At 64.9% G+C, this 18,645-nt stretch carries 21 protein-coding genes; 9 read left to right on the forward strand and 12 right to left on the reverse strand.

What is annotated here, in order from left to right; translation table 11 throughout:
* Positions 1-10 precede the first annotated feature (10 nt).
* On the forward strand, positions 11-304 hold the full coding sequence (locus tag ACIPZ8_RS02180) for a DUF1330 domain-containing protein (RefSeq protein WP_105948725.1): 294 nt from the start codon (positions 11-13) through the stop codon (positions 302-304).
* Positions 305-403: 99 nt separating this feature from the next.
* Here ACIPZ8_RS02180 and ACIPZ8_RS02185 read toward each other — a convergent pair whose 3' ends face one another.
* Complete coding sequence (locus ACIPZ8_RS02185; RefSeq protein ID WP_400719361.1) at positions 404-1,126, reverse strand: pirin family protein; 723 nt, start codon at positions 1,124-1,126, stop codon at positions 404-406.
* Positions 1,127-1,377: 251 nt separating this feature from the next.
* On the opposite strand from ACIPZ8_RS02185, the gene ACIPZ8_RS02190 reads away from it, so the two are divergent.
* Both ACIPZ8_RS02190 and ACIPZ8_RS02195 read left to right on the forward strand, forming a co-directional pair.
* Positions 1,378-2,442, forward strand: coding sequence for a polymorphic toxin type 44 domain-containing protein (locus tag ACIPZ8_RS02190; RefSeq protein ID WP_400719362.1), 1,065 nt, complete (start codon positions 1,378-1,380; stop codon positions 2,440-2,442).
* A complete protein-coding gene (locus tag ACIPZ8_RS02195; protein ID WP_400719363.1) occupies positions 2,429-2,815 on the forward strand; it encodes a hypothetical protein in 387 nt (128 codons plus the stop codon). The genes ACIPZ8_RS02190 and ACIPZ8_RS02195 overlap by 14 nt, the downstream gene beginning before the upstream one ends.
* 40 nt (positions 2,816-2,855) lie before the next feature.
* Here ACIPZ8_RS02195 and ACIPZ8_RS02200 read toward each other — a convergent pair whose 3' ends face one another.
* Positions 2,856-3,875 (reverse strand): alpha/beta hydrolase, encoded by a 1,020-nt coding sequence (locus ACIPZ8_RS02200; RefSeq protein ID WP_400719364.1) that lies wholly within the window; start codon positions 3,873-3,875, stop codon positions 2,856-2,858.
* A 146-nt stretch (positions 3,876-4,021) separates the two neighbouring features.
* On the opposite strand from ACIPZ8_RS02200, the gene ACIPZ8_RS02205 reads away from it, so the two are divergent.
* Positions 4,022-4,906, forward strand: coding sequence for a LysR family transcriptional regulator (locus ACIPZ8_RS02205; RefSeq protein ID WP_400719365.1), 885 nt, complete (start codon positions 4,022-4,024; stop codon positions 4,904-4,906).
* Positions 4,907-5,021: 115 nt separating this feature from the next.
* Here ACIPZ8_RS02205 and ACIPZ8_RS02210 read toward each other — a convergent pair whose 3' ends face one another.
* From ACIPZ8_RS02210 to purU, 6 genes are read right to left on the reverse strand one after another with little or no spacing between them, the layout of a single operon-like run.
* Entirely contained in the window at positions 5,022-5,627 is a 606-nt protein-coding gene (locus tag ACIPZ8_RS02210) for a sarcosine oxidase (RefSeq protein ID WP_400719366.1), read from the reverse strand.
* Positions 5,628-5,630: 3 nt separating this feature from the next.
* Positions 5,631-8,534, reverse strand: coding sequence for a 2Fe-2S iron-sulfur cluster-binding protein (locus ACIPZ8_RS02215; RefSeq protein WP_400719367.1), 2,904 nt, complete (start codon positions 8,532-8,534; stop codon positions 5,631-5,633).
* Positions 8,531-8,836 (reverse strand): sarcosine oxidase subunit delta, encoded by a 306-nt coding sequence (locus ACIPZ8_RS02220; RefSeq protein WP_400719368.1) that lies wholly within the window; start codon positions 8,834-8,836, stop codon positions 8,531-8,533. Before ACIPZ8_RS02220 ends, ACIPZ8_RS02215 begins: the two co-directional genes overlap by 4 nt.
* A 12-nt stretch (positions 8,837-8,848) precedes the next feature.
* Positions 8,849-10,090: an FAD-dependent oxidoreductase gene (locus ACIPZ8_RS02225; protein ID WP_400719369.1), complete on the reverse strand. Its 1,242-nt coding sequence runs from the start codon at positions 10,088-10,090 to the stop codon at positions 8,849-8,851.
* Entirely contained in the window at positions 10,072-10,983 is a 912-nt protein-coding gene (gene folD, locus ACIPZ8_RS02230; RefSeq protein ID WP_400719370.1) for a bifunctional methylenetetrahydrofolate dehydrogenase/methenyltetrahydrofolate cyclohydrolase FolD, read from the reverse strand. Before folD ends, ACIPZ8_RS02225 begins: the two co-directional genes overlap by 19 nt.
* A complete protein-coding gene (gene purU, locus ACIPZ8_RS02235) occupies positions 10,980-11,846 on the reverse strand; it encodes a formyltetrahydrofolate deformylase (RefSeq protein WP_085674145.1) in 867 nt (288 codons plus the stop codon). The genes folD and purU overlap by 4 nt, the downstream gene beginning before the upstream one ends.
* 224 nt (positions 11,847-12,070) lie before the next feature.
* Between purU and ACIPZ8_RS02240 the strand changes: the two genes are divergently transcribed.
* The 5 genes from ACIPZ8_RS02240 (at position 12,071) to ACIPZ8_RS02260 (ending at position 15,183) form a co-directional block, all read left to right on the forward strand.
* Entirely contained in the window at positions 12,071-12,472 is a 402-nt protein-coding gene (locus tag ACIPZ8_RS02240) for a hypothetical protein (protein ID WP_159409868.1), read from the forward strand.
* A gap of 88 nt (positions 12,473-12,560) precedes the next feature.
* Positions 12,561-12,782 (forward strand): MbtH family protein, encoded by a 222-nt coding sequence (locus ACIPZ8_RS02245; RefSeq protein WP_054887100.1) that lies wholly within the window; start codon positions 12,561-12,563, stop codon positions 12,780-12,782.
* Positions 12,779-13,498, forward strand: coding sequence for a thioesterase II family protein (locus tag ACIPZ8_RS02250; protein WP_400719371.1), 720 nt, complete (start codon positions 12,779-12,781; stop codon positions 13,496-13,498). The genes ACIPZ8_RS02245 and ACIPZ8_RS02250 overlap by 4 nt, the downstream gene beginning before the upstream one ends.
* 57 nt (positions 13,499-13,555) lie before the next feature.
* A complete protein-coding gene (locus ACIPZ8_RS02255; protein ID WP_400719372.1) occupies positions 13,556-14,107 on the forward strand; it encodes a hydrolase in 552 nt (183 codons plus the stop codon).
* 26 nt (positions 14,108-14,133) lie between these two features.
* Positions 14,134-15,183 (forward strand): DUF1615 domain-containing protein, encoded by a 1,050-nt coding sequence (locus ACIPZ8_RS02260; protein ID WP_400719373.1) that lies wholly within the window; start codon positions 14,134-14,136, stop codon positions 15,181-15,183.
* A 36-nt stretch (positions 15,184-15,219) separates the two neighbouring features.
* On the opposite strand, the gene ACIPZ8_RS02265 is transcribed toward ACIPZ8_RS02260, so the two are convergent.
* Genes ACIPZ8_RS02265 through ACIPZ8_RS02280 form a run of 4 tightly spaced genes read right to left on the reverse strand, consistent with a single transcriptional unit; the run spans position 15,220 to position 18,630 of the window.
* Entirely contained in the window at positions 15,220-16,089 is an 870-nt protein-coding gene (locus ACIPZ8_RS02265; RefSeq protein ID WP_400719374.1) for a metal ABC transporter solute-binding protein, Zn/Mn family, read from the reverse strand.
* Entirely contained in the window at positions 16,086-16,985 is a 900-nt protein-coding gene (locus ACIPZ8_RS02270) for a metal ABC transporter permease (RefSeq protein ID WP_400719375.1), read from the reverse strand. Before ACIPZ8_RS02270 ends, ACIPZ8_RS02265 begins: the two co-directional genes overlap by 4 nt.
* A complete protein-coding gene (locus tag ACIPZ8_RS02275; RefSeq protein ID WP_400719376.1) occupies positions 16,985-17,731 on the reverse strand; it encodes a metal ABC transporter ATP-binding protein in 747 nt (248 codons plus the stop codon). The genes ACIPZ8_RS02270 and ACIPZ8_RS02275 overlap by 1 nt, the downstream gene beginning before the upstream one ends.
* Positions 17,728-18,630: a metal ABC transporter substrate-binding protein gene (locus ACIPZ8_RS02280; protein WP_400719377.1), complete on the reverse strand. Its 903-nt coding sequence runs from the start codon at positions 18,628-18,630 to the stop codon at positions 17,728-17,730. Before ACIPZ8_RS02280 ends, ACIPZ8_RS02275 begins: the two co-directional genes overlap by 4 nt.
* Positions 18,631-18,645: the final 15 nt, after the last annotated feature.

Below are 18,645 nucleotides of genomic sequence, written 5' to 3' on the forward strand. Positions count from 1 at the left end.
AGAGCAGCGGATGAAGGCCTATTGGATCGCCCACGTCGACGTGACCGACCCCGAGCAGTATCAGCAATACACCCAGCGCGCTCCCGCTGCCTTCAAGGCATTCGGCGGCCGCTTCCTGGCCCGCGGCGGGCGCAGCGAGGCGATGGAAGGGCGGCCCACTCCACAGCGTAGCGTGGTGATCGAGTTCGATTCGTATGAGCAGGCAGTGGCCTGTTATCGGTCGGAGCTGTACCAGGAGGCGTGCAGCCATCGCCAAGGGGTGGCCAAGGCTGAGGTGATTATCGTCGAAGGGTTTGAACCTTAAGAACGATCGCCGCTAGCGCGGCGCATCGCGAGCTGCGCTCGCTCCTACAGAATTGCGCTGTACCTGTAGGAGCGTAGCTCGCGATGAGGCCGGACCTGCTTATGGCATGCCAGGCAGTTCATGCGGCCGCAAGTCGAACACCAGCACCTCGGCATCCACCCCGTTGCCTAGTTCAAGCACCTGTTCTTGCCGTACCCGCACTCCATCCCCTTCATTCAGCACCTGGCCATTGAGCTCAATACTCCCGCGAGCCACATGCACATAGGCATGGCGGTTCGCCGGCAAGGTCAGCGTCGCGCGCTCCGCGCCATCGAACAGCCCGGCATACACCCGCGCGTTCTGCCGCACCTGCAATGACCCTTCTGCACCATCTGGCGAGATGATCAGGCGCAACCTGCCGCGTTTTTCTTCGGCGCTGAAGTGCTGCTGCTGATAACGCGGCGTCGCCCCTTTGACGTTGGGCACGATCCAGATCTGCAGGAAGTGCACCGGCTGCGCCTGGCTGTGGTTGAACTCGCTGTGTGCTACACCATGACCGGCGCTCATCAGCTGCACATCACCCGGGCGGATCACCGAACCGGTACCCAAGGTGTCCTTGTGCTCCAGCGCGCCTTCGAGCACGTAGGAGAAGATTTCCATATCGCGGTGCGGGTGCTCGCCAAAGCCCTTGCCAGGGATGACACGGTCGTCGTTGATCACCAGCAGGTCAGAGAAACCCTGCTCCTCGGGGTTGCGGTAGTGGCCGAAAGAGAAGGTGTGGAAGGATTTCAGCCAGCCATGGAAGGCCAGGCCGCGGTCTTGGGCGTTACGGACGGTGAGCATGGGAAATTCTCCTTGAAATGCCGAGGCTGAAAGGGCTGCCGGCTGTTGATGGGAGAATCTTACTGTCAGTCTGCGTTTAGAAAAATTAGCCTGATTGAGTATTAGTGTCTCGTTTAGAGTGACGAATGTAAGACGGTTCTGACAGATATTCCTTCAGTGCTTGTAGGTCTGCTCTTGATTCCAGCAAGCGCGGTTTCACGGGATTTTCTGCTGTTAGCTTCCGGGTTTCTCCAACCTCAGGAAGCGAACCCATGCGAAGCGTAACGATCGATGGTAAAGGTCAGGCAGTCGACGGGGACAAGACCACTACAGGCGCGATCTGTCTGGCGACCGGAGCCGGCTATACCAGCGAAGGGCGCATGGTGCTGCGCTGTGGCGATCCGACCACGGCCTGTCCGATGTGTGGCAAAGAAGGTACCGTGGTCGAGGGCAACGAGGGCTTCATTTCAGATGGTAAACCTGTCGCGGTGGATGGTTCGCTGGTGGCGTGCGGTTGCCCGAGCGGCAGTAACCGGGTCATGGCCAACAGTGGAACTGGCCCAGCGGCACGCACCTCGGCGACACAGCAGGCGAGCCAGGCAGCAACATCAGGTCAAGCTGGCTTAATTTCGCCCATCAAAACTCCGCTAGCAGAAATGAGACCGCAGTCTGCCACCTGCAAACACCCGGACATGATGGAGCAGGTGGCCAGCTACATCGCCGAAGAGATGAACCGCAACATCACACATCCATCCGTAGTGAAAATGAAGAAGCTGACCAATTTTGACGCGATAGAGGAACATGCAAAATTTCAAAAGCTCCCTTGGTACGCGCGTCTGTTACCACCTGACTTTCAAGCAGTGATGGTTGGAAACACTGCTGCCGCGATGGCGCTTTGGGCAGAGCGGGTTGGTCAGGACAGGCCATGGGACCATAAGAAGCCCATCAGGCAACAGTTCGGTGGGGTTTGGCATAAGCAAGGCGAAGTCGACTACTTCTACGACATCTGGTCAAACATCCACTACGGCTATGTAGGACGGGCTGGTGGCCTGTCTGAAAGCGCGCTTTTGGACGGTGCTGGGCTTGAGCAGATTGCATCAGACACCCTTCGGAAGGTTCAGGAGTGGGATGAACATGATGGGCCTCGTCGCTACGCAGACATCGACGGGATGCGGGCTTGGGATGATATAGGCGATCGTGTCTCTATCAGTATTGGCATCAAACTGTACCAGCAGCAACCACACGGTGGGATTACGGCAAAGGTGCTCATGGATGAGGTATTAGCATTACCACTGTCAAACTGGGGAGGGAGCGTTCGTGATCATGTCTGTAACTAAACCGAAACGGCATTTCTGGCGCTGGGTATTCGCGATAATGCTCTCCCCAATCGTCTTTTGGTATGTCGCTACACCCTGGGTAAGTTTTCATTTTTCTGATAAGGGCCAGGGGCGTCTTGGCTACATCTTGAATGTTCAAGATGCCATTTCAAAAGGTGAGATCTACCCGGGTGAAACCACCGGCGGCGCCGGGCATATCTTCCCGAACGACCAATTTTTCATGCAGCTCGATTGGAACAACCATGGAAAGTGGCACTGCATTCGGGTCAAACCCAAGTGGCCGAGGGTCCATATCTACATTGGGGCGGACGGTGCCATAGATAGCCGCACCGATGGCAGATTCATTGAAGCCTGCGGGCCATTTCCGCAATAAAAGCAAAAGACCCGCCTAAGCGGGTCTTCTGGTCATCGACTCACTGCAGATGCACTTTAAGTTCGGTACCCGCCTGCCGCATCGCCGCCTTTACAGCCGGCACCTGACTCAGCGGGTTGAGCAGGCCATAGTCATGGATCATGCCGTTGTAGCGCACCGAGGTAACGGTCACGCCCGCCGCATTCAGCTTGCGTGCATAGGCCTCACCTTCATCGCGCAGCACATCGAACTCGGCCGTCTGTACCAGCGCTGGCGGCAGGCCCTTGAGCTGTTCGCTGCTGGCGCGCAGCGGCGAGGCGTAGATCTGCTCCCGTGCCTTGGCATCGGTGGTGTAGTTGTCCCAGAACCACTTCATCATCCCGGTGGTGAGGAAGTGCCCCTCGGCGAACTGCTTGTACGACGCCGTCTCGAAGCTGGCATCGGTCACCGGCCACAGCAGCAGCTGGAAGCGCAGTGCCGGGGTGCCGGCCTCTTTGGCCTTGAGCGCGACCACCGCCGCCATGTTGCCGCCAACACTGTTGCCGGCCACGGCCAGGCGCTTGCCGTCGACACCGATTTCCTTGCCGTGTTCGGCCACCCACTGGGTCGCGGCGTAGGCCTGGTTGATCGCCGTCGGGTAGTGCGACTCAGGCGACGGGGTGTAGTCCACATAGACCGCCACCGCGCCGGAGCCGACCACCAGGTCGCGGATCAGCCGCTGGTGGGTCGGGAAGTCGCCCAGCACCCAGCCGCCGCCGTGGAAGAACATGAACACCGGCAGCTCACCTTTGACATTGGCCGGGCGCACCACCTGCAGCTTGATCGACTGGCCGTTGGCCTGGATGGTGCGTTGCGCGACCTCGATGCCGGACAGGTCGACGTTCACCGAAGCCTGGGCACCGGTCAGCACGGCGCGGGCGTCTTTCGGGCTGAGCTGTTCGAGCGGTTTGCCGCCACCTTGCTCCAGCGCTTCGAGGAAGGCCTGGGTGTGCTGTTCGACGCCTGGGCTGCCAGCGGCGAACGCGCTGGACACGGACAGGGCGAGGAGGGAAGCGGTGAGGGTCTTGTGGACAATGTTCATGAGCGAATCCTTTTCTGTGTAAGTGCTGGTAATGGGCGTCTTGCCTGGCCTTCAGGGCCATCGCTGCGACCTGTGTGTAGATTAAGGAGATGCACTGACGGGAAAAAGCCGCTATAAAGCGTTTTACTGTCACCAAGAGCGAGACAATGAACCCCTACGAAGACATGCGTATCTTCGCCCAGGTCATGGAAGCCGGCAGTTTCACCGCCGCTGCCGACCGCCTGGGCATGTCCAAGCAATCGGTCAGCCGCCGCCTGATGCAGCTTGAAGAGCGCCTCGGCGTTCGCCTGCTCAACCGCTCCACCCGGCGCCTGGATGCCACGCCACTGGGCCAGCACTACTACCAGTCGGCGCTGCGCCTGCTGGGCGAGGTGCAACAGGTGGAACACGACATCAGCGGCCAGGCCCAGGCCCTGCGCGGCACCTTGCGCCTGAGTGCGCCGCTGTCGTTCGCCATGGCCCACCTGGGCTGCCTGCTGACCGCGTTTCTGCAATTGCATCCGCAGGTGGATGTGGAGGTGGACCTCAGCGACCGCGCCGTGGACCTGATCGGCGAGGGCTATGATCTGGCGCTGCGTATTGGTGCGCTGGAGGATTCCAGCCTGATTGCCCGGCGTATTGCCGATGTCGAGCGGGTGTATTGCGCAAGCCCGGCGTACCTTGAAGCACATGGCGTACCGACAAAACCTGAAGAACTGGCCGCGCATGATTGCCTGCCCTACGGGCATTCGCGGCAGGTGCAGTGGCAGTTCCGCCAGGGCGGCAAGGCGCAGGCGATTCAGGTGTCCGGGCGGATGCGCGCGAACAACGGCGAGTTGCTCAGGGATGCGGCGATTGCCGGCATGGGGGTGACTTATCTGCCGACCTTTATCGTCGGGCAGGCGCTGGCGGACGGGCGCCTGGTGACGGTGCTGGATGAGTGGGTGCCGCCGGCGTTGCAGTTGTCGGCGGTGTATCCGCAGCACCGGCAGGTGGCGCGGCCGGTGCAGGGCTTCGTGAGCTTCCTGCGCGAGCGGTTGTTGCAGTTGTAATGCCGGGGCTGCTTTGCAGCCCTTTCGCGACACAAGGCCGCTCCTACAGGGGATCGCATACCTCTGTAGGAGCGGCCTTGTGTCGTGAAAGGGCCGCACAGCGGCCCCAGAGATTTCAGACCATTAACTGCTCCACCCCGACCAGCCCGCCATCGAACTCATCCATGGCATCCAGCACCGCCGCCTGGAAGTACGCCAGCGACGCCCGGTCGAACAGCAACTGCAGAGCTGGCAATTCGTCGCTCCCGACATTCACCACGATCACATTGAGCCGCGCTGCCGACGTCTGCGCCACGGCCCCGACCGCAAACGCCTGCGGACGCAGATCGACCCCGCACAACTTGGCCATCACTGCACTGCAATACTCCCCCGACAACTGCAACCAGGCATGGCTGTCCTGACGTGGCAGCAGATAGTTGCGCCGGGCATCCTGCACCCACGCAGCCTCTTCGGCGGCTACCCGTGCGCCCTGGTCGGCAACGCTGCCCAGCAACAGATACTCGCTGGCCGACAGGCGTGCCACCCAGCCCCCGTCATCCTGTTGCAAGGCCTGGTTGGGCAGCGCTGGCAAACGGTAGCCACGCTCCTCCAGATACGCCGCACTGTCACCGCCGCGAAACCCGACCCGCGCCAGTCCGGTCAGGTCGGTCAACGCACAGCAGTGCACCCGAGCGGCCCGTGGGCTGCGTGGATTGAAGGCTTCAGCTTTCAGGCTGGTCATGGTTCAGAGCTCCTGGCGCAGGTTGTCGGGGTCATGGAAGGGCAGTTGCACCACCTTGGCATTGACCATCACGCCGCCTTCCACGCGGATCGGGATGTGCATGCCAGGCGTCGCCTGATGGGCGCCGGCGTAGGCCAGGCCAATGATCTGCCCCAGGGTCTGCGAGTACTCGCAGGAGGTTACGTTGCCGCTGATGTCCGGGCCGTCCAGCACCAGGTGGCCCTCCAGCGGCTGCGGGCTGCCCTTGGGCAGGGTGAAACCGACCAGCTTGCGCTTGAGCGGCTGTGCTTCGAGGATCTCGATCGAACGCTTGCCGACGAAGAACGGCTTCTTGCGGCCAATCGCCCACTGCATGTCGATCTCTGCCGGGTGGGTCATGCCGTCGGTGTCCTGGCTGATGATCACGTGGCCTTTTTCCAGGCGCAGCAGGCGCTGGGTCTCGACGCCGAACGGGCGGATGCCCAGCCCGGCACCGGCCTGCATCAGCGCGTCCCACAGGCGTTCGGCGTGGCGCGCCGGCACATGCACTTCATAACCCAGCTCGCCGACGAAGCCGACCCGCAGGATGCGCGCCGGGATCCCGGCCACCGTGCCCAGGCGCACGCCCAGATAAGGGAAGGCGTCGGCCGACAGCTCGACATCGTCACAGACCTTGGCCAGCACCTGGCGCGACAGCGGCCCGGCCAGGTTGACCGCGGCCAGGGCCGCGGTGACGTTGGTGATGTCCACGTCCAGGCGCCATTGCGCGTTCCACTTGAGCATCTGCTGGTAGATGCGGTCGACGCCGCTGGTGGTGGCGGTGACGTAGAAGTGCTGCTCGGCCAGGCGCGCGCAGACGCCGTCGTCGATCACCACGCCGTGCTCGTTGGTCATCAGCGCATAGCGGGTGCGGCCGATGGCCAGCTTGGCGAAGCCGAAGGTGTACAGGCGCTCCAGCAGTTCGGCAGCGTCGGGGCCGCGCACATCCAGGCCGCCGAGGGTGGAAACGTCGATCAGGCCGACTTTCTCGCGCACATGGCGAGCTTCCTCCTGCATGCAGCGCTCGCGTTCTTCCGGCTTGCCGTAGAAGGCCGGGCGCTGCCAGATGCCGGCCGGCATCATCTTCGCGCCGGCTTGCAGGTGACGGCGGTGCATCGGCGTCTGCCGGTACGGGTCGAACGCACGACCTGCGACATGCGCCAGCTTCTCCGCCTGGAACGGCGGGCGGGCGGTGGTCACCCCGGTCTCGCTGATGCTGCGCCCGGTGGCCTGGGCCACCAGGCGTGCAGTGGGCAGCGCCGAGTGACGGCCCTGGGACGGGCCCATGCCGACCGTGGAGAAGCGCTTGACCAGCTGCACGTCGCGGTAGCCGCTGCGGGTGGCGTTGACGATATCGCGCACCTGCAGGTCTTCGTCGAAGTCGACGAAGTCCTTGCCCTTGGGGTGCGGAAAGATCGGCCAGGGGAAGTTGACCTTGGCCTCGGCAACGTAGGCCGCCGGTGTTGCTGCTTGCAGGCCCAGTGCCGCCAGGGCTTCGGCGGCGCCGCGGCTGGCGTCGGTGAGCACGTTGTCCAGGCGGTGGCGGCCGTTCACCGAGCCAGCGATGTCCAGGCCGGCGGGCAGGTGGCTGATGGCGAACTCGTCACGGTTGACGTCATAGGCCAGCTTGCCGCCGGCCTGGCATAGCAACTGATATACCGGCATGTAACCGGCGGACATGCACAGCAGGTCACAGGCCACGCGCAGACCCTGGTCGCCGACCTTGCCCTGGCCGGTGATCGGGCGAATGTCCGCGCCCGAGACGTGACGCATGCCGGCTTCGTGCAGGGCTTCATAGACGGTGCTGCCCAGGTGCAGGGGAATGTCGCGACGCTTCAGTTCGCTGGCCAGCGCGGCATCGGCGGGTGCGGCGCGCATGTCGACCAGGGCGGCGACAGCCACGCCTTGCTCCTGCAGGTCGAGGGCGGCCAGGTAGCCGTCATCGTGGCCGGTGAGAATCACCGCGCGTTGCCCTGGCTTGACCGCATACAGCTTCATCAGCCGCTGCGCGGCGCTGGTCAGCATCACCCCGGGCAGGTCGTTGTTGCGAAATACCACTGGCTGGTCGAACGACCCGGCGGCCACCAGGCAGCGCGTGGCGCGTACCTTGTACAGGCGCTTGTGGCGGATCACCGGCAGGTAGTTGTCGGTAAACCAGCCGTTGCAGGTGGCCTCGCACAGCACCTGGATGTTCGGGTGGCCTTCGACGGCGGCGAGCAGTTTCTGGCGCAGGCTGGCGGCGCGGGTGCCGGCGATGTCGAAGCGGGCATAGGTCAGCGAGCCGCCGAGCACCGGCTGTTGCTCGATCAGCAGCACCTTGGCCCCGGCATTGGCGGCGTCCAGCGCGGCGCGCAGGCCGGCCGGGCCGGCACCGATCACGGCCAGGTCGACAAACAGATAGGCCTTGTCGTAGTACTTCGGCCTGAAGCCGAGGTCGAGCACGCCGAGGCCGGCCTTCTTGCGGATCAGCGGCTCCCACACCTTCCACATGCCCTTGGGCTTGTAGAACGAGCGGTAGTAGAAACCCACCGGCATGAAGCGCGAGAACTTGCCCAGGTAAGCGTCGCGGTCGTGCTCCAGGCTGCCGTTGAAGTTCTGCCCGGTCACCACCTGGCCGTCGCGGGCCGGTTCCATGTCGGCCAGCACGTTGGGCTCTTCGGGTAATTGGACCAGGGTGTTGGCATCCTGCCCGGCCATGCTCAGCGGGCCACGCGGGCGGTGGTACTTGAACGAGCGCGACAGCAGCCAGCGGCCATTGCCGAGCAGGGCACTGGCGAGGGTGTCACCGGCATAGCCCGGGCAGGCCTGGCCGTCGAATTCGAATCGCAGGGGCCGCTCGCGGTCGATCAGCAGGCCCATGGGCGCGGGGAGGCGAGTGAGGCTGTTCATCCGGCGATCTCCGGGGTGGCGGCGGGGGTGAAGTCGACGCGACGGTCGAACAGGGCTTTCGGGTCGAAGGTGCGCAGCACCTGGTCACTGACGGTATGGCGCTCGGCCAGGAACCAGTAGCTCGAGGCGTTGTGCAGCCACCACTCAATGACCACGCCGGCCAGGTTGTCGCTGTTGAACACATAGTCGGCCCACTCGGCGTCACTGCAACTGGCCGGGTCGGGCATGTGCTTGAACTCGCCGCCGTAGGTGAACTCGCTGATGTTGCGCGGGCCGTTCAAGGGGCAGGTCAGGATCTTCATCGTCGTGTGCTCCTAGTGGCTGGCCGCGGTGGCGCCCATTTCGTTGACTTGCTGGAAGCGGCTGAAGCGCTCCAGGGCGAATGGCGCGATCATGTCCGGCACCTTGCCGCCGCTGGCGACCAGCTCGGCCATGGTCTTGCCGCAGATCGGTGTGGCCTTGAAGCCCCAGGTGCCCCAGCCGGCATCAAGGTAGTAGTTGTCGACCGGCGACAGGCCCATGATCGGGCTGTAGTCCGGGGTCATGTCGGTGATCCCGGCCCACTGACGCATCAGCTTGGCGTTGGCCATGAACGGGAACATCTCGATGGCGTGGGCCAGCAGGCTTTCCTTGAGGTCGAGGGTGGAGCGGGTGTTGTACAGCGGGTACGGGTCGGAGCCACCACCGAAGACGATCTCGCCACGGCTGGTCTGCTGCACGTAGCAGTGCAGCGCCGAAGAGCTCACCAGCGGGTCGAGGAACGGCTTGAACGGCTGGGTGACCATGGCCTGCAGCGGGTAGGTGTGGATCGGCGCACGGATGTCGGCCTTGGCCAACAGCTGCGAACTGGCCCCGGCCACCGCCTGCACCACGCAGCCGCACTGCACGGTGCCGCGGTTGGTCTTGACCGCTTCGATGCGGCCATTGCGGATCAGCAGGTCCTGCACTTCGGTGAGCTGATGGATTTCCACGCCACGCTTGGCGGCCTGCTTGGCGTAGCCCCAGGCCACCGCGTCGTGGCGTGCGGTGGCGCCGTCGATGTGCCAGAGGCCAGCCAGCACCGGCAGGTGGCCGGGGTCGAGGTTCAGGCTCGGCACCAGCTCGCGGATCTGCTGGCGGTCGATCATTTCGCTGCGCCCACCGAAGTGCTTGTTGACCTCGGCGCGCTGGCGGAAGGCGCGCACGGTGGCGTCAGTGTGCGCCAGGGTCAGCTGGCCACGCTCGGAGTACATGATGTTGAAATCGAACTCGTTGGACAGGTTCTGGAACATCCGCACCGATTCTGCGTAGAAGCGCACGCCCTCGGAGGTCAGGTAGTTGGAGCGGATCACGGCGGTGTTGCGCGCCGTGTTGCCGCCGCCCAGGTAGGCCTTCTCCAGCACGGCAACGTTGGTCACGCCGTGGTACTTGGCCAGGTAGTAGGCGATGGCCAGGCCGTGGCCGCCGCCGCCGATGATCACCACGTCATAGCGCGGCTTGAGTTCGCACGGTGGCGGCAGGTCGACCTCAACCGGGTAGTCGGCGCTCAGGCCGTATTTCAGCAGGGCGAAAGGCATGGGGTGCGCTCCTGGTGGGCGGCCTGTTGTTGCAGGTCGAGGGCGAGCAGGGTGTTTTTCATCAGGTAGGCGATGGTCATCGGGCCGACGCCGCCGGGCACCGGGGTGATGGCGGCGACCTGGGGCAGCGCGGCGGCGAAGTCGACGTCGCCGACCAGGCGGCTATGGCCGCCTTCCTCGAGGCGGTTGATACCGACATCGATCACCACCGCGCCGGGCTTGAGCCACTCGGCACCGATCAGCCGTGGCTTGCCGACGGCCGCGACGACGATGTCGGCCTGGCGACACAGCGCCGGCAAGTCGCGACTACGTGAATGCACCACGGTCACCGTGCAGTCGGCCTGCAGCAGCAGCGCGGCCATGGGTTTGCCGACTATGTTCGAGCGGCCGACCACCACCGCATGCTTGCCGCGCAACTCGCCGCAGGCATCGCGCAGCAGGCGCATGCAGCCGCTGGGGGTGCAGGGCGTGAGCACATCGCGCCCCTGGGCCAGGCCGCCGACGTTTTCGCTGTGGAAACCGTCCACGTCCTTCAGCGGGCTGATCGCCTGGAGAATGCGGTGTTCGTCGACATGCTTGGGCAGCGGCAACTGCACGAGGATGCCGTTGACTTCGCTGTCACGGTTGAGCCGGTCGATCAGGGTCAGCAGTTGCGCCTGGGTGGTGTCGGCCGGCAGGCGATGTTCCAGCGAGCGGATGCCCACTTCCTCGGCGCGCAGCACCTTGTTGCGCACATAGACCTGGCTGGCCGCGTCGGCCCCGACCAGAACCACCGCCAGGCCCGGCTGCACGCCGCCCTGACGCAGGGTCTGCACCTGCTCGCGGACCTCGGCCAGCACCCGCGCCGCGGTGGCCTTGCCGTCGATCAGCTTGATGCTGGGGATGGCGTTCATTTGAAGATCACCGTGCGGTCGTGGTTGAGGAACACCCGGTGTTCGAGGTGGTATTTGACGGCGCGGGACAGGGCGATGGTCTCGGTGTCGCGGCCGATCGCCACCAGGTCGTCGGGGGCGTAGGCGTGGTCCACGCGCTGCACTTCCTGTTCGATGATCGGGCCCTCGTCGAGGTCGCTGGTGACGTAGTGGGCAGTGGCACCGATCAACTTGACCCCGCGCTGATAGGCCTGGTGGTACGGCTTGGCACCCTTGAAACCGGGCAGGAACGAGTGGTGGATGTTGATCGCCCGGCCCGACAGCTGGCGGCACAGGTCGTCGGAGAGGATCTGCATGTAGCGCGCCAGCACCACCAGCTCGGTGCCGGTGTCTTCGACGATGCGCATCAGCGCGGCTTCCTGCTCGGCCTTGGTCTCCTTGGTCACCGGCAGGTAGACGAAGCGGATGCCCTGGCGCTCGGCCATCGGCCGCAGGTCGAGGTGATTGGAGACCACGGCGGTGATCTGCATGTCCAGTTCGCCCTTGGCGTGGCGGTAGAGCAGGTCGGCCAGGCAGTGGTCGAACTTGCTGACCATCAGCAGCACGCGCAGTGGCCGAGCGCTGCTGTGCAGGCTCCAGTCCATGTCGAAACGCTGGGCGACATCGGCGAAGCCCGCTTCCAGCTGTGGCGTATCACCGCTGACGCCGGTGTTGTAGCGGAACACCGCACGCATGAAGAAGCGGCCATTGTCCTCGTCGTCGAACTGCGCCATCTCGCTGATGTAGCAACCGTGCTCGGCCAGGTAGGTGGTCACCGCCGCGACGATGCCGGACACGGCCGGGCAACTGACGCGCAGGATGAAGTGATCGGGAGCGGGGTGCATGTCGGATAGGCCTCGTGATGGAGTGGGGCAGGTCGGGCACAAGGGCAAAAGAGGCTTCGCGGCGGGCGAAGTGGTGTTTCTTGATGGGAATATAAATTTCCCTTGGGCGATTTATAGGCGATGCAAGGGGTCGTGGTCCAGCGGTTTGTGAAATTTTTTATCCTGTCAGGAAAGTTCTTCTGAAGCGTTTACTGAGACCGGGCCGGTGAAGCTATGCTTGCTCCATGAGCACCCCACCTCCTCTTCGCCAACCGTGCCCCCCTGGCGCCTGTGACTGCGGCCGCGAACACCTGGCCGAACACCCGCCAGCGGCCCAGCGCATCCTTCTGCTCACCCGCCAGGAAGAAAAGCGCCTGCTCGAGCGCCTGGAGAACCTCAAGGACCTGGAAGACCTGCAGCGCCTGCAGCAACGGTTGTATGAGAACCTCGGCATCCGCGTGCACATCAGCCCCGGCTTCAACGAAGTGCGCACCATGCGGGGTATCGTCATCGAACTCGACGACCAGCCCGGGCTGTGCCGCAAGACCCGCCAGTCGATCCCGGCCGCGATCCGCCGGGGCCTGGAGCGTAATCCGCAGGTGGCGTTCCGCTTGCTCGACGCGCATGACTTGCTCAGAGACGCGTGAGGCTAATTTTTCCGCAGCGCCCTACGTCTACCTGAGAACCTCCCTGCGCCTAGCGTGCAGTGGCAGCCATCACTCAAGGAGACAGGCAATGACTTCCGTATTCGACCGCGACGATATCCAGTTCCAGGTAGTGGTCAACCACGAAGAGCAATACTCCATCTGGCCAGACTACAAGGCCATCCCTGAAGGCTGGCGCGCCGTGGGCAAGAGCGGCCTGAAGAAGGACTGCCTGGCCTACATCGACGAAGTCTGGACCGACATGCGCCCCTTGAGCCTGCGCCAGCAGATGGCCGCAGCTGCCGCCCAGTGACCTCGCTCAACCTGCTGTGCCTGCCGTATTCCGGGGCCAGTGCCATGGTCTACAGCCGCTGGCGGCGCAAGCTGCCGGCCTGGCTGCAGGTGCGCCCGGTCGAGTTGCCTGGGCGCGGCGCGCGCATGGCCGAGCCGCTGCAGACCGACATGCAGGCGCTGGCCCGGCAGCTGGCCTACGAGCAACGCCTGGCCGCCAACGCGCCTTATGCCTTGCTCGGCCATAGCCTGGGCGCACTGCTGGCCTTCGAACTGGCCCACGAACTGCGCGTGCTGGGCTGTCCGCCGCCGCTGGCACTGTTCGCCTGCGGCACTGCGGCGCCCACCCGGCGCGAAGATTACGACGGCAACAACTGGCGCGACCCCAAGACCGATGAGCAGCTCAAGTCCGAACTGCGCGAGCTCAATGGCACGCCGGAGGAGGTGCTGGCCAATGCCGAGCTGATGAGCCTGACCTTGCCGACCTTGCGCGCCGACTTCCTGCTCTGCGGCCGTTATCGCTACCGTCAACGGCCTGCCTTGCAGTGCCCGCTGCACGTGCTCGGTGGCGAAGCGGACCGGGCCAGTGCTGAGCAACTGCAGGCCTGGCGCAACGAAACCCTCGGTGCGTTCTCGCTGCAGATGTTCCCCGGCGGCCACTTCTTCATCCACGAGCATGAGGACCGGGTGCTCGGTGCGCTGACGCAGGCCCTTGAAGCGCATCGGCTTTCTGCCTGATTGACGGCGCCGTCTGCCTGGGTGAGGCTAGGCCTTTTCCCAGGCAAGGGGCAGACAATGCTGATCGAACATCCCAAGGCGACGCTGCTGGTCGTCGACATCCAGGAAAAGCTCATCGGCGCCATGAGCGACTCACAGGGCACCCGCGCCCGAGCGCGCTGGTTGCTCGCCGCCTGCAACGACCTGGAACTGCCGATCGTGATCTCCGAGCAGTATCCCAAAGGCCTGGGCCACACCTTGGCGGAACTGATCGCAGTGGCGCCGGCGGCCGAGGTGGTGGAAAAGACCCATTTCTCCTGCGTGGCCGCCGAGTGCCTGCCGGCCAGCCTGATGGCCCGTGAGCAGGTGATCGTCTGTGGCATGGAAACCCACGTCTGTGTGCTGCAGACCGTGCTCGGCCTGCTGGCCTTGGGCAAGCAGGTGTTCGTGGTCGAAGATGCCTGCGACAGCCGCACCCTGGCCAACAAGGCCGCGGGCCTGGCGCGCATGCGCCAGGCCGGGGCGCAGGTGGTGACCCGGGAAATGGTGCTGTTCGAGCTCATGGGCAGCGCCAGCCACCCGCAATTCCGCCACATCAGCAAGGCCTACATGGTCGGTGAACAGCCCTGAACGGCCGGCTGTTGGCGGCAGGGCTGATGGCCTTGGCGCTGCTGCAAGGCTGCGCTGGGCGCCGCGAGGAAGAGCCCGAGGCCGACCCGGCCAAGGTACGTGCCCAGCTGTTGCGCCTGCTGCCGGCCCAGGCCAAGGACCGTGAAGGCTGGGCCAAGGATATCCAGGTGGCGTTCGAGGCCCAGCGCATCACGCCGAGCAAGCGCAACCTTTGCGCGGTGCTGGCGGTGACCGAGCAGGAGTCGACTTTCAACGCCGACCCGCAGGTGCCCAACCTGGGCCGTATCGCCCGTGAGGAAATCGACCGCCGTGCGGCGCGCCTGCACATTCCCGGGCTGCTGGTCGACGGCGCCCTGAAGACCCCGTCTGGCAATGGCCAGAGCTATCAGCAGCGCCTGCTGGCGGTGCGCAGCGAGAAGCAACTGAGCGCGCTGTACGACGAGTTCATCGCCCGATTGCCGATGGGCAAGACGCTGCTCGGCGGCTTGAACCCGGTGCATACCGGCGGGCCGATGCAGGTCAGCATCGAGTTCGCGGAAAAGCACGCCAAGGATTATCCCTACGCCTACGACGGCACCATTCGCCAGGAGGTCTTCAGCCGCCGTGGGGGGATGTACTTCGGTATTGCCCACCTGCTCGGCTACCCAGTGCATTACGAGCGGCAGCTGTACCGCTTTGCCGATTTCAACGCGGGTTGGTACGCCAGCCGCAATGCCGCGTTCCAGGCGGCCTTGAGCAAAGTGACGGGGACGGACCTGGCGCTGGATGGCGACTTGATCGCCCCGGGCTCGATCATGCCTGGCAGCACTGAGCTGGCGGCGCGCAAGCTGGGCGTGAAGTTGGGCCTGCGCAACCCGCAGATCCGCAGCCAGCTTGAGCTGGGTGACAGCCTGGCGTTCGAGGATAGCAAGCTGTACAGCGGGGTGTTCGCCCTGGCCGATGCGAAGGGCAAACCGGTGCCGCGAGCGATGTTGCCGGGGATCGAGCTCAAGAGCCCGAAGATTACCCGCAAGCTGACCACCGCCTGGTTTGCCGGGCGGGTGGATGAGCGTTATGAGCGGTGCATGAACCGGTAGATTGCCTGTGCCGGCCTCTTCGCGGGACAGGCGAAATCACTTTTCGCTCAAAGCCCCGACCACCTGCTCGACGCTGGCCTTGAGCCCAGCCACCGCATCTTCGGGATCGCTCTCCACCACCAGCAACCTTACCCCGGCCGCCTCGATCACCTTGGCCAGCGCCGCATCCGGCTGCCGATGGTCCAGCACCAGCGCCACATCCTGCCTCTTGAGGTTCTCACCCAGTGCCTTCAGCGCCGCCTCGTCCCACTGGCCATCCGCCGGCAACGGCTGCTCCACCGCATCCAGGTTCAACCCGCTGGCCAGATACCCCAGGCGCTCTGACAGGCTGACCACACTCAGGTTGTCGACCTTGGCCAGCTGCGTCTGGCTGCTGGCGGTCAGCGCCAGCAGCTGGCGCTTGAGCCCTGCCAGGTTGCCCTGGATCCGCGCCTTGTCGGCGGGTGCCAGGCGCTCCAGGTCATTGGCCAGCACATCGGCCATGCGCCCCAGGTTGGTCGGGTTCAGCCAGGGGTAGGCGCCATAGGCGTCATCGCCACTCACGGCGATGCCTGGCAGCGCGCCATCCACCGGCCGCGCCGCGTCGATCTCGACGATGCGGATGTTGCTGCGCCGTGCCATCGGATACAGCGGGTCGTCACGCCAGATCGAGCGCACGCCGATCACCGCGTCGGCCTGCTGAGCGGCCTTGGCCAGTGCAGCGCCACCCCGGCTGCTGAAGTACGACGGTTGGCGGCTGGCCGGCAGGTTGGCCGGCGCGGCGCGGGTGAGCTGCACGGCGGTACCGTCGAGCAGGGCGCTGGCCAGGCTGTGGGTCACCGGCAGGGTGGCCAGCACTTGCGTGGCCGACGCGAACGCGGGCAGGCCGGCGAGGGCGACGGCCAGGGTCAGGTGTTTCAGGTTCATGCCGGGTTTCCTTGCAGGCGAGGGACGAGGGCGCGAGCCAGCGCGGCGAGGGCGAAGCAGATGCCGGCGACCAGGATGATCGCCGCGCCCGAGGGCACCGGCAGGTCGAGGACGATCGGCAGAAGGATGCCGAGCAGCGTGCTCAGGGTGGCGATCAGCACCGAGACGAAGAAAAACCCCTGCAGCGACTGGCTGACCAGGCGCGCTGCCGCCGCCGGGATGACCAGCAGGGCACCGACCAGTATCGCCCCGATCACCTTCACCGAGGCCACCGTGACCAGGGTCACCAGCACCACGAACAGATAGTCCAGGGTCTTCACCGCCACCCCGCGCACGGCAGCCAGTTGCGGGTTGAAGCTGGCCAGCATGATGCGGTTGTACAGCGGCAGGGCCAGGGCCAGCACCAGCACTGCGACGATGCCCAGCACCACCAGGTCCTGGGCACTGACGGTGAGCACCGAGCCGAACAGCACATTCTCGAGGATATGCACGTTGATCTTGCCGGCCAGCATCAACAGCAAGCTGGCGCCGAGGGCCAGCGACACCGACAGGAACACGCCAATCAGTGTGTCCGGGGACAGCCCGGTGCGGTTACGCAGAAAGTTGAGCAGGATGCCGAACAGCAGGCAGTAGCCGAACAGGCTGCCATAGGGGCCGGTATACGGCTCGCCGAGCAGGATGCCGATGGCAACCCCGGTCAGCGCGGCATGGCCGACCGCCTCGGAGAAGAAGGCAAAGCGCTTGACCACCACCAGGGTGCCGAGGCCGCCCAGCACCGGGCCGATCATCAGGCCGGCCAGCAAGGCATTGATCACGAAACCGTAGGTCAGCGCCTCCGGCAGGTAGCCAGCGCCAGCCCATTGCTGGACCAGCTGGCGGAATGCTTCGAAGCTCATCAGGCAAGGCTCTCGCTGCGGGGGTGGACGGAGAACAGGCCGAGCAGGCGCTCCGGGGTCAGGGCCAGGGCGGGCGGGGCGTCGAACAGCACCTGGCGGCTCAGGCCGGTGACCCGGTCGGCCAGGCGCAGCACGGCTTCCAGGTCGTGTTCGATCCACAGCACGGTGGTGCCGGCCTGACGCCAGCTTTGCAGCAGTTGCTCGAACACCTGGATACCGGCTTCATCCAGCGCCGACATCGGCTCGTCGAGCACCAGCAGTTGCGGTTCGGGAATCAGGCCCTGAGCCAGCAGCACGCGCTGGCGTTCGCCACCGGACAGCGCGCCCATGCGCCGTTTGCGTTTGTCGAGCATGCCGACCCGCGCCAGCGCCGCATCGATCGCCGGCTGCACCCGGCGTGACAGGCCAAGGAGCGCCGGGCGCCGCTGGCACATGGCAGCCATGAAGTCGTCCACGGTCATCGGCAGCCCGCGATCGAACTCCAGCGCCTGCGGTACATAGCCGATCACCTGCTGCGTGCCTGGCCAGTGCAGGGTCAACTGGCCCTGATGCGGCATCTGCCCGAGCAGGGTCTTGATCAGCGAGCTCTTGCCGCCGCCATTGGGGCCGACGATGGCATGCACGCTGCCCGCGGCAACGCTGAACCGCACCTGTTCGAGAATGCGCGTGCGGCCCAGGGTCAGGTCGATGTTGGCGAACTCGATGCGCGGCCCGCCGGGCGCCGTGAGGTTGGCGGCGGCGGTCATGCGCGGTTGTCCTGGATGGCGCGGACCACGGTGTCGAGGTTGCGCTTCATCTCCACTTCGTATTTGTCCCTGGTGTATTCGCCGTAGGAAATGTGCGTCAGCGGATACAGGCGCACGCCGGATTCGCGCTGGATGGTCTCGACATAGGCGGAGGGGAAGTCCATTTCCGAGAAGATCACTTTCACGTCCAGCGCCTTGAGCTGGTCGATGGTCTTTTTCAGCTGTGCCGGGCTCGGTTCGATGCCGTGGGCGGGCTCGACCACGGCGGTCACTTCCAGGCCGAAATCGCGCACCAGGTAGTCGTAGGCAGCGTGGATGGTGGCCACGCGGAAGGTGGCGCCGGGCGCCTCGGTGACCTTGGCCAATGCCTCGGCACGCAGGGCGCGCAGGCGCTTGGCGTAGGCGCGTGCGTTCTGCGTGTAGAGCTTGGCGTTGTCCGGGTCGAGCTTGCCCAGCTCGCGGGCGATGTTGTTGACCTGGGCGATGGTGGTGCTGATCGACAGGAAGGTATGCGGGTTGACCACCTTGCCGGCGCCGCGGGCGGCAATCCCGGTGGCCGCCAGCAAGGGTACGTTCTGGTTGGCTTCGATGGTCTTGATGGCGGGCTTTTCGCTGGCGGCGATCATGCGGTCGGCGAAGTCGTCATGGCCGACGCCATTGAGCACCACCACGTCCAGTGTGCCGATGCGCTTGATGTCCTCGGCGCGGGGTTCGTAGGCATGGGGGTTGAAGCCTGCGGGAATCAGCGGCACCACTTCGGCCTTGTCGCCGACGATATTGCTCACGTAGCTGTAGTAAGGGTGCAGGGTGATGCCGATGCGCAGGGGCTTGTCGCTGTCGGCCAAGGCCAGCACCGGCAGGGCGCAGGCCAGGAGCAGGGCGAGGGTTTTGCGGAACATGGGGAGTCCTTGGGT

This window comes from Pseudomonas sp. NPDC089422, from assembly GCF_044749405.1.
In the GTDB taxonomy this organism is placed as follows: domain Bacteria; phylum Pseudomonadota; class Gammaproteobacteria; order Pseudomonadales; family Pseudomonadaceae; genus Aquipseudomonas.

Excerpts from the sequence above, each read along its gene's own strand:
- ACIPZ8_RS02180 (WP_105948725.1), top strand. The coding sequence starts at position 11 with ATGAAGGCCTATTGGATCGCCCACGTCGACGTGACCGACCCCGAGCAG.
- ACIPZ8_RS02185 (WP_400719361.1), bottom strand. The coding sequence starts at position 1,126 with ATGCTCACCGTCCGTAACGCCCAAGACCGCGGCCTGGCCTTCCATGGC.
- ACIPZ8_RS02190 (WP_400719362.1), top strand. The coding sequence starts at position 1,378 with ATGCGAAGCGTAACGATCGATGGTAAAGGTCAGGCAGTCGACGGGGAC.
- ACIPZ8_RS02195 (WP_400719363.1), top strand. The coding sequence starts at position 2,429 with ATGTCTGTAACTAAACCGAAACGGCATTTCTGGCGCTGGGTATTCGCG.
- ACIPZ8_RS02200 (WP_400719364.1), bottom strand. The coding sequence starts at position 3,875 with ATGAACATTGTCCACAAGACCCTCACCGCTTCCCTCCTCGCCCTGTCC.
- ACIPZ8_RS02205 (WP_400719365.1), top strand. The coding sequence starts at position 4,022 with ATGAACCCCTACGAAGACATGCGTATCTTCGCCCAGGTCATGGAAGCC.
- ACIPZ8_RS02210 (WP_400719366.1), bottom strand. The coding sequence starts at position 5,627 with ATGACCAGCCTGAAAGCTGAAGCCTTCAATCCACGCAGCCCACGGGCC.
- ACIPZ8_RS02215 (WP_400719367.1), bottom strand. The coding sequence starts at position 8,534 with ATGAACAGCCTCACTCGCCTCCCCGCGCCCATGGGCCTGCTGATCGAC.
- ACIPZ8_RS02220 (WP_400719368.1), bottom strand. The coding sequence starts at position 8,836 with ATGAAGATCCTGACCTGCCCCTTGAACGGCCCGCGCAACATCAGCGAG.
- ACIPZ8_RS02225 (WP_400719369.1), bottom strand. The coding sequence starts at position 10,090 with ATGCCTTTCGCCCTGCTGAAATACGGCCTGAGCGCCGACTACCCGGTT.
- folD (WP_400719370.1), bottom strand. The coding sequence starts at position 10,983 with ATGAACGCCATCCCCAGCATCAAGCTGATCGACGGCAAGGCCACCGCG.
- purU (WP_085674145.1), bottom strand. The coding sequence starts at position 11,846 with ATGCACCCCGCTCCCGATCACTTCATCCTGCGCGTCAGTTGCCCGGCC.
- ACIPZ8_RS02240 (WP_159409868.1), top strand. The coding sequence starts at position 12,071 with ATGAGCACCCCACCTCCTCTTCGCCAACCGTGCCCCCCTGGCGCCTGT.
- ACIPZ8_RS02245 (WP_054887100.1), top strand. The coding sequence starts at position 12,561 with ATGACTTCCGTATTCGACCGCGACGATATCCAGTTCCAGGTAGTGGTC.
- ACIPZ8_RS02255 (WP_400719372.1), top strand. The coding sequence starts at position 13,556 with ATGCTGATCGAACATCCCAAGGCGACGCTGCTGGTCGTCGACATCCAG.
- ACIPZ8_RS02260 (WP_400719373.1), top strand. The coding sequence starts at position 14,134 with ATGGCCTTGGCGCTGCTGCAAGGCTGCGCTGGGCGCCGCGAGGAAGAG.
- ACIPZ8_RS02265 (WP_400719374.1), bottom strand. The coding sequence starts at position 16,089 with ATGAACCTGAAACACCTGACCCTGGCCGTCGCCCTCGCCGGCCTGCCC.
- ACIPZ8_RS02270 (WP_400719375.1), bottom strand. The coding sequence starts at position 16,985 with ATGAGCTTCGAAGCATTCCGCCAGCTGGTCCAGCAATGGGCTGGCGCT.
- ACIPZ8_RS02275 (WP_400719376.1), bottom strand. The coding sequence starts at position 17,731 with ATGACCGCCGCCGCCAACCTCACGGCGCCCGGCGGGCCGCGCATCGAG.
- ACIPZ8_RS02280 (WP_400719377.1), bottom strand. The coding sequence starts at position 18,630 with ATGTTCCGCAAAACCCTCGCCCTGCTCCTGGCCTGCGCCCTGCCGGTG.